Source organism: Hymenobacter crusticola, from assembly GCF_002154225.1.
GTDB classification, from domain to species: domain Bacteria; phylum Bacteroidota; class Bacteroidia; order Cytophagales; family Hymenobacteraceae; genus Hymenobacter; species Hymenobacter crusticola.
In genome coordinates this window covers 439,554-455,123 of sequence record NZ_MTSE01000004.1, presented here as the reverse complement: position 1 = coordinate 455,123, position 15,570 = coordinate 439,554, and the positions used below count along the sequence as shown (strand labels likewise).

13 protein-coding genes are annotated in these 15,570 nt (G+C 55.8%); 8 read left to right on the top strand and 5 right to left on the bottom strand.

Annotated features, from left to right (window positions below; translation table 11 throughout):
* Positions 1 to 35 precede the first annotated feature (35 nt).
* Positions 36 to 2,258 (top strand): M3 family metallopeptidase, encoded by a 2,223-nt coding sequence (locus BXP70_RS10985; protein WP_086594109.1) that lies wholly within the window; start codon positions 36 to 38, stop codon positions 2,256 to 2,258.
* A 115-nt stretch (positions 2,259 to 2,373) separates the two neighbouring features.
* Here BXP70_RS10985 and BXP70_RS10980 read toward each other — a convergent pair whose 3' ends face one another.
* Positions 2,374 to 2,988 (bottom strand): porin family protein, encoded by a 615-nt coding sequence (locus BXP70_RS10980; protein WP_086594108.1) that lies wholly within the window; start codon positions 2,986 to 2,988, stop codon positions 2,374 to 2,376.
* An 82-nt stretch (positions 2,989 to 3,070) separates the two neighbouring features.
* Entirely contained in the window at positions 3,071 to 3,706 is a 636-nt protein-coding gene (locus BXP70_RS29465; RefSeq protein ID WP_143436454.1) for a hypothetical protein, read from the bottom strand.
* A 229-nt stretch (positions 3,707 to 3,935) separates the two neighbouring features.
* Here BXP70_RS29465 and BXP70_RS10970 point away from each other — a divergent pair, with 229 nt between their 5' ends.
* The 3 genes from BXP70_RS10970 (at position 3,936) to BXP70_RS10960 (ending at position 8,882) form a co-directional block, all read left to right on the top strand.
* Complete coding sequence (locus BXP70_RS10970) at positions 3,936 to 4,397, top strand: hypothetical protein (protein WP_086594106.1); 462 nt, start codon at positions 3,936 to 3,938, stop codon at positions 4,395 to 4,397.
* Between the two features lie 77 nt (positions 4,398 to 4,474).
* The gene (locus BXP70_RS10965; RefSeq protein WP_086594105.1) at positions 4,475 to 7,852 is read left to right on the top strand and encodes a DEAD/DEAH box helicase; all 3,378 of its coding nucleotides are present in this window, start codon (positions 4,475 to 4,477) and stop codon (positions 7,850 to 7,852) included.
* 160 nt (positions 7,853 to 8,012) lie between these two features.
* On the top strand, positions 8,013 to 8,882 hold the full coding sequence (locus BXP70_RS10960) for an alpha/beta hydrolase (protein ID WP_086594104.1): 870 nt from the start codon (positions 8,013 to 8,015) through the stop codon (positions 8,880 to 8,882).
* Positions 8,883 to 9,083: 201 nt separating this feature from the next.
* Here the strand turns inward: BXP70_RS10960 and BXP70_RS10955 are convergent, their stop codons facing one another.
* Positions 9,084 to 9,572, bottom strand: coding sequence for a hypothetical protein (locus tag BXP70_RS10955; RefSeq protein ID WP_086594103.1), 489 nt, complete (start codon positions 9,570 to 9,572; stop codon positions 9,084 to 9,086).
* A 155-nt stretch (positions 9,573 to 9,727) separates the two neighbouring features.
* On the opposite strand from BXP70_RS10955, the gene BXP70_RS10950 reads away from it, so the two are divergent.
* Positions 9,728 to 10,624, top strand: coding sequence for a 3-keto-disaccharide hydrolase (locus BXP70_RS10950; protein WP_086594102.1), 897 nt, complete (start codon positions 9,728 to 9,730; stop codon positions 10,622 to 10,624).
* Between the two features lie 173 nt (positions 10,625 to 10,797).
* Positions 10,798 to 12,180 carry a TolB-like translocation protein gene (locus BXP70_RS10945; RefSeq protein WP_218779774.1) on the top strand — a complete coding sequence of 461 codons (1,383 nt, stop codon included), beginning with the start codon at positions 10,798 to 10,800 and terminating at the stop codon, positions 12,178 to 12,180.
* 187 nt (positions 12,181 to 12,367) lie between these two features.
* Here BXP70_RS10945 and BXP70_RS10940 read toward each other — a convergent pair whose 3' ends face one another.
* Positions 12,368 to 13,462 carry an AI-2E family transporter gene (locus BXP70_RS10940; RefSeq protein ID WP_086594101.1) on the bottom strand — a complete coding sequence of 365 codons (1,095 nt, stop codon included), beginning with the start codon at positions 13,460 to 13,462 and terminating at the stop codon, positions 12,368 to 12,370.
* 142 nt (positions 13,463 to 13,604) lie between these two features.
* A complete protein-coding gene (locus tag BXP70_RS10935; RefSeq protein ID WP_086594100.1) occupies positions 13,605 to 14,300 on the bottom strand; it encodes an HAD family hydrolase in 696 nt (231 codons plus the stop codon).
* A 106-nt stretch (positions 14,301 to 14,406) separates the two neighbouring features.
* On the opposite strand from BXP70_RS10935, the gene BXP70_RS10930 reads away from it, so the two are divergent.
* Both BXP70_RS10930 and BXP70_RS10925 read left to right on the top strand, forming a co-directional pair.
* Positions 14,407 to 15,033, top strand: a complete 627-nt coding sequence (locus tag BXP70_RS10930; RefSeq protein ID WP_086594099.1) for a chloramphenicol acetyltransferase — start codon at positions 14,407 to 14,409, stop codon at positions 15,031 to 15,033.
* Between the two features lie 130 nt (positions 15,034 to 15,163).
* Positions 15,164 to 15,556, top strand: coding sequence for a SpoIIAA family protein (locus BXP70_RS10925; RefSeq protein WP_086594098.1), 393 nt, complete (start codon positions 15,164 to 15,166; stop codon positions 15,554 to 15,556).
* Positions 15,557 to 15,570 lie beyond the last annotated feature (14 nt).

The window sequence follows — 15,570 nt, the reverse complement described above, 5'->3', positions numbered from 1 at the left end:
TCAGGGCTGCATTCTTGCAAAGACCTGTTTTTCTTATGTCTATTTTCTTCATCTCCTCCGGCAGACGGCGCTTTTTACCGGCCCTTCTCACCGTTAGTCTTACTGCTTCCGTGACGTCTATTCCTAGCTTTGCCCAAACTCAGCCCGCGACTGGCTTCGCGGTTCGTGTCGATAATCCGCTGCTCGCTTCGTGGGCAGGTTCGTACGGGGGCTACCCAGCTTTCGACAAAGTGCAGGTGAGCCAATTTAAGCCTGCGCTGGAAGCAGCCATGGCGCAAAACCTAGCAGAGGTGCAAGCCATTGCCAACAACAAGCAAGCGCCCAACTTCGAGAATACAATTGCCGCCATGGAACGGGCCGGCAACGCCCTCGACCAGGTACAAACGGTGTACGGCATTTGGTCGAGCACCATGAGCAACCCCGAGGTGCAGGCGGTGCAGCGCGAAATGGCCCCGCGCATGGCCGCGTTCAGCGACCAGATCACGCAGAATGAAGCGTTGTTCAAGCGCATTGAAGCCGTCTACAATTCGCCCGACAAAAAGAAGCTAACGCCGGAGCAGCAGCGCCTGGCGTACGTGTATTACAATAACTTTGTGCGGTCGGGCGCCAAGCTGGACGCCAACGCCAAGAAGCGCCTGTCGGAGATAAACCAGCAGCTCGCGGGGCTATTTACCAAGTTCAGCCAGAACGTGTTGGCCGACGAGAACGACTCGGTACTGGTGCTCAAAACGGCCGCCGACCTAGGTGGTCTTCCTCAGTCCTTGCGCGACGATGCGGCCAACGCAGCCACTTCGCGTAAGCTTTCGGGCGCGGGCGTCATTACCAACACCCGCTCGTCCATCGAGCCCTTCCTGACGTACTCCGACCAGCGCAAGCTACGCGAAAAGGCGTGGCGCATGTTCTACAACCGCGGCGACAATGGCGGCGAGCATGATAACAACGCCCTCATCACTGAGATTCTACAGTTGCGCGCCGAGCGGGCCAAGCTGCTGGGTTACAAAACGCACGCTCACTTGCGCCTCGACAACACCATGGCCAAAACGCCCGAAGCGGCCATGGCGCTCATGGAAGAAGTGTGGGTGCCCGCCGTAGCCCGTGTGAAACAGGAAGTAGCTGACATGCAGACCCTAGCTACTAAAGAAGGTGCTACCTTCAAGATTGCGCCCTGGGACTACCGCTACTACGCCGAAAAGGTGCGCAAAGCCCGCTACGACCTCGACCAAAACGAGGTGAAAGAGTACCTGCAACTTGATAAAATGCGCGAAGGCATGTTCTGGGTGGCTGGCGAAATCTACGGCTTCGCCTTCACGCCCGTAACGGATGTGCCTGTGTATCACCCGGACGTGAAGGTGTGGGAGGTGAAGGACAAAACTACCGGCAAGCACCTAGGTCTGTGGTACTTCGACCCGTATGCCCGGCCGGGCAAGCGCTCCGGCGCTTGGATGAACGCCTACCGCAAGCAGGAGCGCATGGATAGTGAAATAGCCACTATCGTGTCGAACAACTCCAACTTCGTGAAGGGCAAAGATGGCGCGCCCGTTCTTATTTCCTGGACGGATGCCACCACGCTGTTCCACGAGTTCGGCCACGCCCTGCACGGTCTCTCGTCCAACGTGACGTACCCGACGCTCTCGGGCACGAGCGTAGTGCGCGACTACGTGGAGTTCCCGTCGCAGGTGATGGAGAACTGGCTGCCCACGCCGCAAGTGCTTCAGCGTTTCGCGGTGCATTATCAAACCGGCAAGCCCATTCCGCAGGCATTGGTAGACCGCATTGAAAAGGCATCGACCTTCAACCAAGGCTTCGAAACCACCGAGTTCCTAGCCAGCGCCCTCATCGACATGAAGCTGCACCTAGCCGGCGACCAGAAGATTGACCCCGATAAGTTTGAGCGCGAAACCCTGACCCAGCTCGGGATGCCCAGCGAGATTGTGATGCGCCACCGCACTCCGCAATTCTCGCACGTCTTCTCCTCCGACGGCTACTCGGCCGGCTACTATAGCTACCTGTGGTCGGTGGTGCTAGCCTCCGATGCCTTCAGTGCCTTCACTGAGGCGAGCGGCCCCTACGACAAAGCCGTAGCCAAGCGCTTGAAAGAGAAGATCCTCTCCGTGGGCAACACCGTGGACCCCGCCGACGCCTACCGCAGCTTCCGCGGCCGCGACCCGAAAATTGACGCGCTGATGAAAGAGCGCGGCTTCCCGATGAAAGGAGCTACCAAAGCACCGGAGAAGAAAGCGGCTAGCAAGAAAAGCTAGGTCATTGCCTGGCTTAACGCAATTCACAAAAAGAAGCCCTAGCTGCTGATGCAGCTAGGGCTTCTTTTGTTTATGAGAACAGCTAGGTTTTCGCTCCATTTCGTCTAGCGCTGTTTTAGCGACGAGTAACCAAATAGCTTAGCTGAAACTGAAAAGCGGCATTGTGAAACCGAAGGGGTGTAACATTAGTCGGAACTTGACGCACATGCGTTAGGCCCGCATTGTAGCGCACCCCTACCCCTACGCCATTTTTCAGTTCGTAGCCAATGCCTGCTAGGTAGCCTAGCTCCCATCGCCGGTAAGGATCCAGCTTATTAGGATCACGGTTGCTGGCTATAGGACTATAATCTCTGAGGTCAAGAAGATATCCTACCTGTGGACCTGCTTCTAGCACCAAGCCGCCTACCTTTATTTTGGCTAGCAAAGGCAGGTTCAAATAGTGCAAAAGCACGCGGGTTGGGGAGCTAACAGAAGGGTTGATCATCCAATACCCTTTGCGGGAGTACAGCAACTCAGGCTGAAAGGAAAAGAAGTTGGACGGCGTGAGAGGTACATTCGCAACCAGCCCCGCGGCGGGACCCCAAATAGCTTCCGGCTTATTGGCGTCAGGCCCGGCGGCCGTTGAGAGGTTAGCACCCGCCCGGATGCCAAAGCGAAACCCTTGCGCCTGCGTATTTGCGCCCCAAAGACTGCAGATTAGCAACAAACCGGGGCATAGAAGATTTTTCATAATGATGAGGAATAGGCAACGAAGTATAGAATGATTTTTCAACGATCATCTTACTGCGTATCATATAGAGGTAGCGGCTTATTTAATTTATTCGCCACCCTACTTGTACTCCCCAACCTAATCCTCCGCGGTAAGCACGCGGGTTGGGCCGATTAGCGGATGAACGGCGATAGATATTCATTCCCATGAACGTATCTGCCACCAAATGCTTTCCGAAAGACCATTGGCGACCTAGCAGTAGTTGAGGTTGAATGACCAGCCGAGTTTGATCACTATTTTGTTCTACGTAGCGGGTGTGGCGTTCCCAACTAGCCTGATAGAAACCGTGCAGATTGAGGGCTGTGTACCAGCCACTCAGCGCCCGATGCGGACGACGACGGCGAAAATAATAGCGGAGTTGTGCGTCCGTCGTGAAAGTACGCTGATGCCAAGTATAGCTATCTTCAATAAAGCTACCGTCGTAGTCATGGTAAATGGAGCCGCCTTTGAAGCCAGTATTCCAATACCCGATACTGCCTAACACTGCGAAACGAGGCGACAATTGCCGTTCGTAGGTAGCAGCAACATCTACGGGTAGTAGACTGCGCAGCCCTGCTTTAATCAAATGATTTGTGTGGTTAGTTCGAGCTGAATCGACGGGATTATAAGCAGAAAAAGCCGAGCTGCTCAAAGGCGACAGAAGCGCAATAGAAGCGAGAATCACGGTGTACTTAAACATACAAACAAGAAGATATTACTAAAGCGTATACATAAACTAAGATGGACTTAATATAGAAGTATTTCTACCGGCTCCAAAGAGAACCATTTCCTAACTATACGCACGAGCTGATAGCTAATTATGAGCTCCTTAATACTGGAATGTAAATCCGACCTAGCAGCAACAATAGTAGCCAAGCTGCTACGAGGAACCCTTATCTTGCCAGCAGTCTAACGAACCTTTCTATTCTATGATTTCGAGCTTATTTTCTATGCGCGCCGCGGCCTCTCTGCTGGTGCTCACTTCCTTGATTGCCTGTTCGAAGAAAGACGCTGAGCCCGAATATGTTGGTACCAGTTGGACCGCTGATGGCAAGGAGACCAAGATACCAGGTGGAAGTACACAGGTAAACGCCTCGACTATTGATCTGTCAATCAACCAAGCTGGGGTAGGTAATGGCCCCGTATCAGATGGGCTCTACCTCGTGATACCTAAGAGTGTAGGCACCTACGACCTAGCAACGAGCCGCAACGGAGCGCAGGCCTCCTATGCGTCTGACAAGCTGTATACAGCGACCAGCGGCACTATTACGGTAACGACCCTCACGGCAACAACACTCAAGGGCACCTTCACCTTCACAGGTACGGACAAGTTTAGCACACCCTCAACCACCAAAACCATCACCAACGGCAAGTTTAACCGCCCGCTGTAAGCTGCCCCGGACTTTAGCTTCAGGCTCTTCACTCAACAGCACATTTTAGGTACCTTTCAGGTTCGTAACCTAGGTGTATGTCGCAGCAGCCCGAATTTCAGCCTCTTTCCGATAACGAACCGGACCCGCACCAGTACACGCTTGCGGCAGCTACCGTTGCCACGCTGAGCCCGGCCGACGTTGCCCGGCACTCCCCACCCGGATTCTTTGCCGACAACCGCGCCCTGACCGCTATTGAGCCCAAAAGCCTGACGCTCGACCGTGGCACGTTTGCTAGCTCAGAGCTAGGTTTTCCGTCGGTAACGGTGGAGCAGCAGGCGCATGGCTTGGTTTTGTCCTGCCCCTGCACGGCGCCGAAAACAACCTTGTGCGAACACCAGGCGCAGGTGCTGCTCAGCATCTTACAACGCCGGGAGCTGCGCGTGTTCTTCGACCCTAGGGTGCGCCATGAGCTGCTGCAAGCCACCGCCCGCGACTACGGCCTGGAGCACGACCCAGACCTCGACGCCTACTTCCAACTCACCTATGCTCGCCCTTCGGTGGTGGTCACGCCGCGAGAAGCGGGGCTGTGCCCCGTAACGACGGCTACAAAACAGGAGCTAGTCAGCCAACTCCTGCGCCCGCTGTCACTACCTAGCACTAAGCTAGTTGCCACTCAGCGGTTTATTGTATTCGGCCGGCATAAGTACTACAGCCACCTCACTATCCAGCTCGCGGAGGCGGCCTTCACAGCGGCGGGCAAGGTGAAGAACCCCATAGTGGTGCTCAACCCTTTGGATGCTAGCTGGCAAACCAACGACGTAGCCGAACTAAAGTTTTACAGCGGCCTCGCCCGTTTTCAGAACAACTACGACGATGCTCGCTCCGCGGCGGCGGTGGAAGCACTGCGCGCCATTCTGCACAACCCGGTCAAGTTGCCTGTGTTTGCCCACAACCCGAGCGTATCGGACAAGCTCACGGCGCCGGCCCTCACGCCTTTGCAACTGCGCCACGCCCCGCTGGATTTGCGCTTGTCAGTAACCGAAACCGAGGACTTCTACGAAATAGCCGGCCACTTGCTGCTTCACGACCAGCCCGTGGAACTGAAGAACCTAGCTATTCGATTTGAGTATTTTGTGGCGGCAAATGATGCGCTGTACCTGATTGACAACCAAGATGTGTGGCGCGTAATTGAGTTTTTCGCGAAGCGCAACAATACTTTGCTAATACACCGGAGCAAGTTCGTGGAGTTTCGGCGCGATGTGCTGGCCAACCTCGAAGATCAGCTTCACGTGCACTACGCCTACACCCGGCCCGCCACCCCGCAGCAGGTCATCAGCCACGGCTTCGATCAGGCGCCGGAGAAGCTGCTCTACCTCACCGATATGGGTGCGCACGTGGAGGTGCTGCCCGTGATGCGCTATGGCACGCGGGAGGTGTCGATTCTGTCGCGCAAGCAGCTATTTGGCGTTGACGAGCGCGGCAATCCGTTTGCCCTGGCGCGCGATATGGCGGCCGAGCTGCACTTTACCGCTGCCCTGCTCCGCCACTACCCCGACTTCCAGGAGCAGCTTCAGCGGCCAACCCTGTACGTGCCCAAGTCGGTGTTTCTGGACGAAGAATGGTTTCTGACGGCCTTCGAGGATTGGCAGCGGGAGCAGATTACCATCCTAGGTTTCAACCAGCTCAAGAACAACACGCTGAACCCCAACCGCGCCCGCATCACAGTGCGCGTGACGGGCGAAACCAACTGGTTTGAAACGCACCTAGGGGTGCGCTTCGGCAAGCAAAAGGCCACGTTGCGGCAGCTCCAACAGGCTATTCGCAACCGCAGCCATTACGTGCGCCTCGACGATGGCACCCGCGGCATTCTGCCCCAGGAGTGGGTTGATAAGTTTGCGCGTTACTTCGCGGCCGGCGCGGTGGTAGAGGAAACGATTCGCACACCGAGCATCAACTTTTCGGCCATCGAGGAGCTGTACGACCCCGAGTTGCTGGCCGCCGAGGCGCAAGCCAAGCTAGCTTTGTATAAAACTGCCGTGGCCGACTTCACCGGCATCGAACCGGTGGCGGTACCCACCGACCTGCGCGCCACCCTGCGCGACTACCAGCAGCAGGGCCTGAACTGGCTGAACTTCCTCGATACGTTCGGCTTCGGGGGCTGCCTCGCCGACGATATGGGCCTGGGCAAGACCCTGCAAATGCTAGCTTTTATCCTGCTCCAACGCGCTAAGGGCCGCACTGCCGCCAACCTAGTAGTGGTGCCGACCTCGTTGGTGTTCAACTGGCAGGCCGAGGTGGAAAAGTTTGCGCCCTCCCTGCGCGTGCACCTGCTGCACGGCCCCGCCCGCCGCCACTACGCGGCCCTGTTCGACGCCGCCGACATCGTGCTGACCACCTACAACACCGTGGTTTCCGACATTCGCCAGCTGCGCGAGTACCAGTTCAACTACGCGATTCTCGACGAAGCCCAGGCCATCAAAAACCCCGATTCGCAGCGCTACAAGGCCGCTTGTCTGCTGCAAGCCCGCAACCGGGTGGTGCTCACCGGCACACCGGTCGAGAATAATACTTTCGACTTGTACGGGCAGCTTTCCTTCGCCTGTCCTGGCCTGCTGGGCAGCAAGCAAAATTTCCAAGACCTCTTCGCCGCCCGCATCGACAAGTTCAAGGAGCTGAAGCCCACGCGCGCCTTGCAGCGCAAAATCAGTCCGTTTGTGCTGCGCCGCACCAAGGCGCAAGTAGCCCGCGAGCTGCCCGACAAAACCGAGATGGTGATATACTGCGAGATGGGCGACGAACAGCGCCGCTTGTACGAGGCCTGCAAAAAAGACTTCCGCGACTTGCTCCTAGGCAAGCACGAGGAAACGCGCCTGAAAAGCAGCGCCCACGTGCTGCAAGGTCTCACCAAGCTGCGCCAGATCTGCAACTCCCCCGCCCTGCTCCCCGACCAGGAAAGCTACGGCCACCAATCGGCCAAGCTAGAAGCCTTGGTGGAGGAAATTCGCCACAAAGCTCCGCAGCATAAGATCCTGATCTTCTCGCAGTTTGTGAAGATGCTCGACCTGATCGGGCACGCCCTCCGCGCCCACGACATCCCGTTTGAGCAGCTCACCGGCCAAACGAAGGACCGCGCCGCGCCCGTCCAAGCGTTTCAGCAGGAAGAGGGCGCGCGGGTGTTCCTCATCAGTCTAAAGGCTGGCGGCACCGGCCTGAACCTGACGGAAGCCGACTACGTCTACATCGTGGACCCGTGGTGGAACCCGGCCGTGGAGAACCAGGCCATCGACCGCAGCCACCGTCTCGGCCAGACCAAAAAGGTGGTGGCCGTGCGTCTCATCTGCCCCGATACGGTGGAAGAGAAAATGATGCACCTGCAGGAAGCCAAACGCGACCTAGCTCACCAACTAATCAAAACGGATGCGGCATTAGTCAAATCATTGACGCAGCAGGAGTTGCTGGAGCTGTTTAAGTAAAAGCAGTACGGCTGGCCAGTGAATATTGAGTTAGGCATCCTGGCCTCGGGCAAAGGTTATAAAAAGCTAGCTCCTTCCTTCACTTTCAACATCGAGCAGAATTTTCGCTTCAACATTTTCTTAGCACAAACTAGACAAGCGCCTTTAAATAGTATATCCGTTGAAAACAATTTACATCATTCTGCTGGCCTTTTTAGCTACGGCATCATTTGGCCAAACTAGAAAAAAGAAAAATACTGAGCAAAGTAAGCCCTTCGTTCTTGGCACTATCGATGAAATACAGTCGACAGAACTTTCGGAGAAAAGAACCATTAATATTTATCTTCCTGAAGGATACAGTAATAATGACACTATTAAGTATCCGGTAGTTTATCTACTCGATGGCTCCGCCGATGAAGATTTTATTCATATTGTTGGCCTATATCAATTCAACAGCTTTCCTTGGATAAATAGAGTGCCAAAATCAATTATTGTGGGTATCGCTAACGTCGACCGAAAAAGAGATTTTACGTATCCAACAACGATTGAAGCTGACAAAAAACGCTATCCGACCGCCGGCCATTCTGCTAGGTTTATTGCCTTTGTAGAAAAGGAGTTACAACCGTATATTCAGAGCAAGTACAAAACAAATCCATTCACAACGTTGATCGGGCAATCGTTAGCGGGATTAGTGGCTACTGAAATATTACTTAAGAAACCAGACTTATTTAGTCAGTATATTATTATCAGTCCAAGCCTTTGGTGGGATGATGGTTCGCTATTGAAATTAAACACCGAAGCTCTAACTCAAACGGTTAAATCCAAAAAAGGAATTTACATAGGCGTTGGAAAAGAAGGGCTAGGCCCGAGCGATATACCTCACGTGATGGAAGTCGACGCCAATTTATTGGTAGAGAAATTAATGCTACTGAAAAACAAAAATTTGCAGGTCAACTTCGATTATCTACCGCAGGAGAACCATGCTACCATTACGCATCATGCTGTTTTTAATGCGCTACGGCTTCTCCATCCGGTGAGCACCTCTAAATAATATAATAGCCTTTCTAACAGCCGAGCAAAACAGTGCTTACTTTCTGCTGACAACCGCCGACTGTGCTGCCGATAAAATCAAAAACGTCCTGCTTAGTTCAGCAGGACGTTTTATTTATTGCTAAAGCACGAATGCTTGGCCGCTTGCCACGAAACCTAGGTAACTCGCAGCGGCCCGCACGACAAGTATATGCGTCGGGGCTTACTCGTTGGTGGGGTTTTGGCTGTTCAGACCTAGGTTTTGGGCTTCCGATTTGTCAGGTTGCTTGTAGTCGCCGCCGGTGTAGGGGTTTTGCTCGGTATCAACGTTGCGCTCCGTGAGGTCTTCGCGGCCGCCGCTGCTACCTAGGCCACCACGATGGCCGCTTTGGTCGTAGCCGCGGTCTTCGTCGCCGTTGAAGCCGGCGCGGCCCATGCCGTCGCCTTGCCCTACGGCGTCATCGGAGTTGTTGCCGGTTCCGGCGGCTCCTTGCCGGCGCTGCTGGTCGAAGTTGGAACCTTGGCCGGGTTGTGGGTCGCTGTTGCCGAAGGCCGCGCCGGGGGCTTTGCTACGGTCTGCATCGGCATCGGCCATGACGGTGGACATATCACGCGGGTCATCTTCGGAGCGCGTGGCAGGGGCTTGGTCGCCACCGAGCTGGGCCGGGTCAGGCGCTTGGTTTTGGTCGTCGGGTTGGTTGGAAGTAGTCATTAGGTAGTGGTGGGGAGGTGAGTAAAGGAGAGCTTTACGTATTCATACTAAGCCGGCTGGTGAAGGTTATCTGGAATGCTAACTTCTCGACTGTTTAGTCGGCAGCCTGAAATGACTAGATTTGGTTTCTACCTCACCAAACCACCCTTCCAGCTATGAAAAGATGGCCTACTCTGCTGCTCGGCGCTACGCTGCTGTTACCCGCTATTTCCTTTAAGACTGCTCCGCCTAAAGCTCCTGCTACCTGGCAGCCATTGCTCGATAAGAGCCTGAGCAAGTGGCGAACTTTCGAAAGCTACCGCCACCAGCTAGGTTACAAAGGCAAGACCCCCACCGACGCTCAAGGTAAACCGATTCCACCCATTGGCTACGATAAAAACGAGGCACAAGTGTTTACTGTGGTGATGCAGGAAGGCAAACCGGTGCTGCGCATTAGCGGCGAGATATACGGCTGCGTCTTCACCAAGCAGGATTTCAAGAATTATCACCTGAAGCTTAAAGTGAAGTGGGGCACCAAAAAATGGGTACCGCGCCTAGATGAGCCCCGCGACAGTGGCGTGCTCTACAACAGCCAGGGCGAGTGCGGCGTCGATTACTGGCACAGCTGGATGCTGGCGCAGGAGTTTCAAGTGTCGGAACACGAGAAGGGCAACGCTATGGGTGATTTCTGGTGTATCGCCAACTCAACGGCGGATATAAACGCGGCCTATAATTCCACCAAAGACACGCTGAAATACAACCCTACGGCGGCTCCGCTGAGAATGGGCAGGGGCGGCCCCGGTTTTTGCCAGGCGGCCGCCAACTACGAATCGCCTAACGGCCAGTGGACTGAGCTAGAGCTCATCAACGTGAACGGCCAGAGCATACACTTGGTGAACGGCCACATGGTGCTGGCCGTGAATAACTCCGGGTTCGTAGTCGATGGGCAACGCCAACCTCTGACCCACGGAAAGATCCAACTGCAAAGTGAAGCGGCCGAAGTCTTTTACAAAGACATCATGATCAAGCCGCTGGATGCTATGCCCGCCGAGTATACCCGTTACTTTAAGTAAGCGCCAGGCCAATACGCCCAGGCAGAACCGACCTAGAGAAGCACAAGCTAGGTAGGGAAGTAACAGGAGGGTGCAGGATGGAGCGGTAGTGTGGGGCAGCGTCTTTAGAGGTCTGATTCGCAAGCACCTACTTGCGGAGTTCCTCTTGGATGCTAGCCCTCACCCAACCCACCATGAAAAGCAAACCTACCCTATTCTTTGCGGCGCTAAGCGCTGCCTGCCTGCTCGTTGCCCCGGCTTCTGCCCAAATCGGCAAACGCTTCCCCTCCGAGCGCAAGGTGGTGAAGGACCCCGTTACGGGCACCATGCTCACCTTCCTGACCAGCACACCCGCCGGCGACTCCAAGATTTATCAGACGCACAACCAATGGACTTCCGATGGGCAGTGGCTTGTCTTCCGCTCGGGGCGCGTGCCAGGCGAGGCTATGGCCGTGAATGAGAAGACCGGCGAGATGGTGCAGGTGACGGAGGGCGGCTACACGGGCATGCTCAACATCGGCCGCAAGTCGATGAAGCTGTACTTTATGCGCAACCCAGCCGGCACCACCAAGGAAAATCCGGCGACGAGTGTGCAAATCGTGGAAGTGGACCTAGCCAAGGTGTTTGCCGATAGCAAGGCCGGTAAGATGCAGGCCCCCAGCGTGTACCAACGGGTGTGCGGCACCACCCCGCCCGAGATGGGCGCCGGCGGCGACATGGCCCTGGATGCCAACGAGGACGTGGTCTATTTTCGAGTGGGCAAGGCAGAGGCCGCCAAGCACCTAGCCGCCAACACGAAAATTGAAACGAACTTTGGGCCGCGGAACATGGGCGCGGGCCCAGCCGGGCTAGCTAGCATGAACCTCAAAACGGGCCAATTCAAACACGTGGTATCGGTGCCATTCCAGATTGGGCACGTGCAGACGAACCCGTGGGTGCCGGGCGAGATTGTGTTTTGCTGGGAAACCGGCGGCAAATCGCCTCAACGCACGTGGACGGTGTTGGCCGATGGCTCGGGCCTGCGTCCGCTTTACCCCGAAGCCGATTACGAGTGGGTGACGCACGAAGCCGTGATTACGCGCGATGAAGTAGCCTTTGCGCTCATGGGCCACCGCAAAATCAACTTCAACAAAGACGCCGCTACGGCCAGCAACTCACCAAGCGACCCGCGCAACCCTGGCCAAGAAGCGGGCTGGGGCGAGTCGGGCACGCGCGAGAAACCTACGGGCCTAGGTATTGTGAACCTGCGCACCCGCGAGATGACCATTGCCGGCCAAACGCCCAGTGGCAGCGGCCTGTGGCACGTGAGCGGCTCAGCTGACGGCCGCTTTGCCGTGGGCGACGACTTCTCGCGCAGCCTTTACCTCATCGACCGCCACACGCACGAGATGCTCCTGCTGACGACTGGCCACAAGGAAACCGCCGCCGACCACCCCCACCCCACGTTCAGCCCCGACGGCACCCGCATTCAGATTCAGTCGGCGATGCTATCAGCTGATAACAAGTCGATGAATATCTGCATTGTGCCCGTGCCGGAGTCGTGGCTGAAGCGTACGTATAAGGACAAGAGCAAATAATCCGCTAACGCCTGCTTCAGACCTAGGTGTCTGGGTGGAGTGCAAAAAGAACGTCATGCTGAGCTGGGCAAAGCATCTTCACCGCAGTAGTAATCGAAGTTACTTCGGCGGGAGAGATGCTTCGCCCAGCTCAGCATGACGTTCTACATAGACGAAAGGCAGCTGTTTTGGCCACTGCTCATAGGACTTAGGTCAGCACCTTTTCGCTGTTGTTGTCTTTCACCTTGCGTGGGCGGTCGTCGTCGCCGAGCAGCAGACCCCAAGGTTTCAACGCCTCAATGCGGTCGAAAATAATCTTGAGGATGGCCATGCCCGGCAGCGCCAGAAACATACCCGGAATACCCCCAATGGAGTTGCCAACCAGCACTCCAACGACGGCGGCCAGGGCATTCACCTGCACTTTGCCCGCCACAATGCGGGGTACCAGCAGGTTGTTGTCAATAAACTGAATGACCATGTACACGCCCACTACGCCTACCGGGTAGAGGTAGCCGGGCTTGGTAACGAAGGCCATAAGCACCGGCAGCAGAATAGCAACCAGGCCGCCAACGTAGGGAATAAAATTCAGCAAGGCCCCTAGCACGCCGAGCAGCAAAGCATACGGAATACCTAGGATCAGCAGCCCAATTACGTTCATCACCGCCACGATGGCCCCTTCAATTAGCAGGCCCGTCATGTAGCTTTGGATGGTGCCTTTGCTCTCGTGCAGCACTTCCTCCACTTCCGGATCGTGCCGCTGGCCCGAAAACACCTGAATGAGGAAATTGACCAACCGCTCGCGGTACAGCAGCAACAGAAAGATATACACCGGCACCAACGTAACCACCACCAGCAACCCCGACACCGTTGAGAGAGCCTGACCGGCCAGCGCGGTAGCGCGACTCGTGGCTTGCTGCAACCAGCCGAGCAAACGCTGGTTGGTGATGCCAAAGCGTGCATCGAGCCAAGCCACGAGCTGCTGCTGAGCTTGCAGCAGCTTGGTCTTGAACATCGGCAGCTGCGTAGCTAGCTCGCCGGCTTGCAGGTAAATAAAGTACATAACCCCGAGCAGGGTCGCCACTCCGAGCAATACCGTCAGGGTAATAGCCAACAGCTCGGGCACCCGGCGTCGCAGCAGCCACTGCTCCACTGGCAGCAGCAGAATAGCGAAGATGACCGAGAAGAAAATCGGAAACAGAATATCGCCGGCTAAGTAAATCGTCAGCACTAGCAGAGCTAGGCCGAGCATCACTAGCGGAGCCTTGGCGTAGAAGGGCAGCTCTAGTTTAGAATTATCATTCATGAGGGGAGTATTCAATTTGATTTTCAAACTGATACGCACGCCCGAATGAAAAGGTCTAGTATCTGTGCATGGCCGTTGAGCTTGCTCTGAAGCATAAAAGCAACCTAGCTCAACCTTACTGTCTGGCTCCGCCGAAGGGCCTCTAGATCAAATAGGCTAGTGCTTCTTTCAACGACTCGGCATGGTGAAACGGAATGCCCGCTAGCTGATCGGCGGGCACTTGCTCGTGAATCCAGGTGGCGTGGTAGGGCACATGAATCGCTACGCCACCTAGCTTGGCCACCGGCAGCACATCCGACTTCAGCGAATTGCCGACCATGGCGAAATCTTGGGGCTGCACGCCGTAGCGCGTCAGAATGCGACGGTAGGTAGCCTCGTTCTTTTCACTCACGATTTCGACGTGGTCGAAGTAGTCGCCGAGGCCGGAGCGGGCGAGCTTGCTTTCCTGGTCGAACAGGTCGCCTTTGGTGAGCAGCATGAGCGGTACACCGCGGTGCCGCAGCTCCTCTAACACTTCTTCTACGTGAGGCAGCAGCTCAATGGGAAAGTTGAGCAGGCGCTTACCATGGTCGAGGATCTGCTGGATTTCGGTGCCTGTCACGGTGCCGTTGGTGAGCTCAATGACCGTTTCGATCATGGTGAGCATAAACGACTTAGCGCCGTAGCCGAATAAGTGCATGTTGGAGCGCCATACTTCGTAAAAGCGCTTACCGAGAGTATCGGCATCGGCATAGTGGGTGAGCAGCGTGAAAAGCTGGGCCTCGGCGTAATCGAAGTGGGGCTGGTTGGGCCACAGCGTATCATCGGCGTCGAAGGCAATCAGTTGAGGAGTTGGCATAAGCAACGAACAGTACGTTTAACACTAGCCGCGTCGGCCCCATTGGCAGAGCAGCCAGACGAACCTAGGTGGCGCGGTACCGGCAAAGTTACCGAACTTGCGCCCCATGAAACAGTTCATCGACCTCTCGACGTGGCCCCGTCGGGAACACTTCGCCTTCTTTTCCAAGTTCGACGAACCGTTCTTTGGCCTAGTAGCCGACGTCGAGTGCACGCATGCTTATGCCGAAGCCAAGCGCCTCGGAGTGCCCTTTTTTCTGTATTACCTGCACAAAGCTCTGCAAGCCGCCAACGAGGTGGAGGAGTTTCGCTACCGCATCGAAGACGGCCAGGTGTACTGCTACGACCGCATTCACGCCTCCGCCACCATTGGCCGCCCCGACCGCACGTTCGGGTTTTCTTTTATTGAGCAGCAAGACGACCTAGCCGATTTCGTGGCGGGCGCCAATGCCGAAATAGCAGCGGTGCAACAAAGCACCGGCCTACGCCTCAACGACACCACCGGCCGCCCCGATGTGATTCATTTCTCGGCCATTCCGTGGGTGCGCTTCACCGGCCTGACGCACGCCCGCAGCTTCCAGTTCCCCGACAGTTGCCCGAAGATTTCGGTTGGCCAGACTTACCAGGAGGGCGCTACGCTGCGCATGGCGGTGGCCGTAAACGTGCACCACGGCCTTGCCGATGGCTACCACGTTGGGCTATTTCTGGAAGCTTTTCAGCGCTTGCTTAGCTAAACCTAGGTATCACTCAAACAACGAAGCCCAACAGTATAGAAAAAACATAATAAAGCTATTGGCATCGTGTATCTTGCCGAGGTTCAGACGCACGATTGGCGTCTATTCTATTTTCCGTTCTGCCCAAGGCATGGAGTCACTTTACAGCACGCCTTCCCTTTCCATATCCTACGACACCGCCAACGAGTGGCTGTACGTGGAATGGAAAGGGCACCATGATGCGCAATCGGCGCAGACCGGCGGCGAACTAGTGCTGCACTACCTTCGGGCGCGCCCATGCCACAAAATGCTGAACGACAACAGCCAGGTAACGAGCAATTGGGAAGAAGGGGCCCGCTGGGTAGGCAGCCAATATTACATGTTACTCGCTGAGCACGGCATGCGCTTCGTGGCCTGGGTTTGCCCGCCCCATTGGTCGGCGCGGCGCTCCATGGAAATTGCCATGCAGTTTGTCACCAAACCCGTCGTCATTCTCTTCGACGACCTAGCTTCTGGCTACGACTGGCTAGCCCGGCAGGCGTAAGCACGGCACACCAG

Bases quoted from the DNA above. Each gene is read 5' to 3' on its own strand.
- BXP70_RS10955 (WP_086594103.1), bottom strand. From the start codon at position 9,572: ATGACTACTTCCAACCAACCCGACGACCAAAACCAAGCGCCTGACCCG.
- BXP70_RS10950 (WP_086594102.1), top strand. From the start codon at position 9,728: ATGAAAAGATGGCCTACTCTGCTGCTCGGCGCTACGCTGCTGTTACCC.
- BXP70_RS10925 (WP_086594098.1), top strand. From the start codon at position 15,164: ATGGAGTCACTTTACAGCACGCCTTCCCTTTCCATATCCTACGACACC.
- BXP70_RS10980 (WP_086594108.1), bottom strand. From the start codon at position 2,988: ATGAAAAATCTTCTATGCCCCGGTTTGTTGCTAATCTGCAGTCTTTGG.
- BXP70_RS10940 (WP_086594101.1), bottom strand. From the start codon at position 13,462: ATGAATGATAATTCTAAACTAGAGCTGCCCTTCTACGCCAAGGCTCCG.
- BXP70_RS10935 (WP_086594100.1), bottom strand. From the start codon at position 14,300: ATGCCAACTCCTCAACTGATTGCCTTCGACGCCGATGATACGCTGTGG.
- BXP70_RS10970 (WP_086594106.1), top strand. From the start codon at position 3,936: ATGATTTCGAGCTTATTTTCTATGCGCGCCGCGGCCTCTCTGCTGGTG.
- BXP70_RS10930 (WP_086594099.1), top strand. From the start codon at position 14,407: ATGAAACAGTTCATCGACCTCTCGACGTGGCCCCGTCGGGAACACTTC.
- BXP70_RS10945 (WP_218779774.1), top strand. From the start codon at position 10,798: ATGAAAAGCAAACCTACCCTATTCTTTGCGGCGCTAAGCGCTGCCTGC.
- BXP70_RS10965 (WP_086594105.1), top strand. From the start codon at position 4,475: ATGTCGCAGCAGCCCGAATTTCAGCCTCTTTCCGATAACGAACCGGAC.
- BXP70_RS10985 (WP_086594109.1), top strand. From the start codon at position 36: ATGTCTATTTTCTTCATCTCCTCCGGCAGACGGCGCTTTTTACCGGCC.
- BXP70_RS29465 (WP_143436454.1), bottom strand. From the start codon at position 3,706: ATGTTTAAGTACACCGTGATTCTCGCTTCTATTGCGCTTCTGTCGCCT.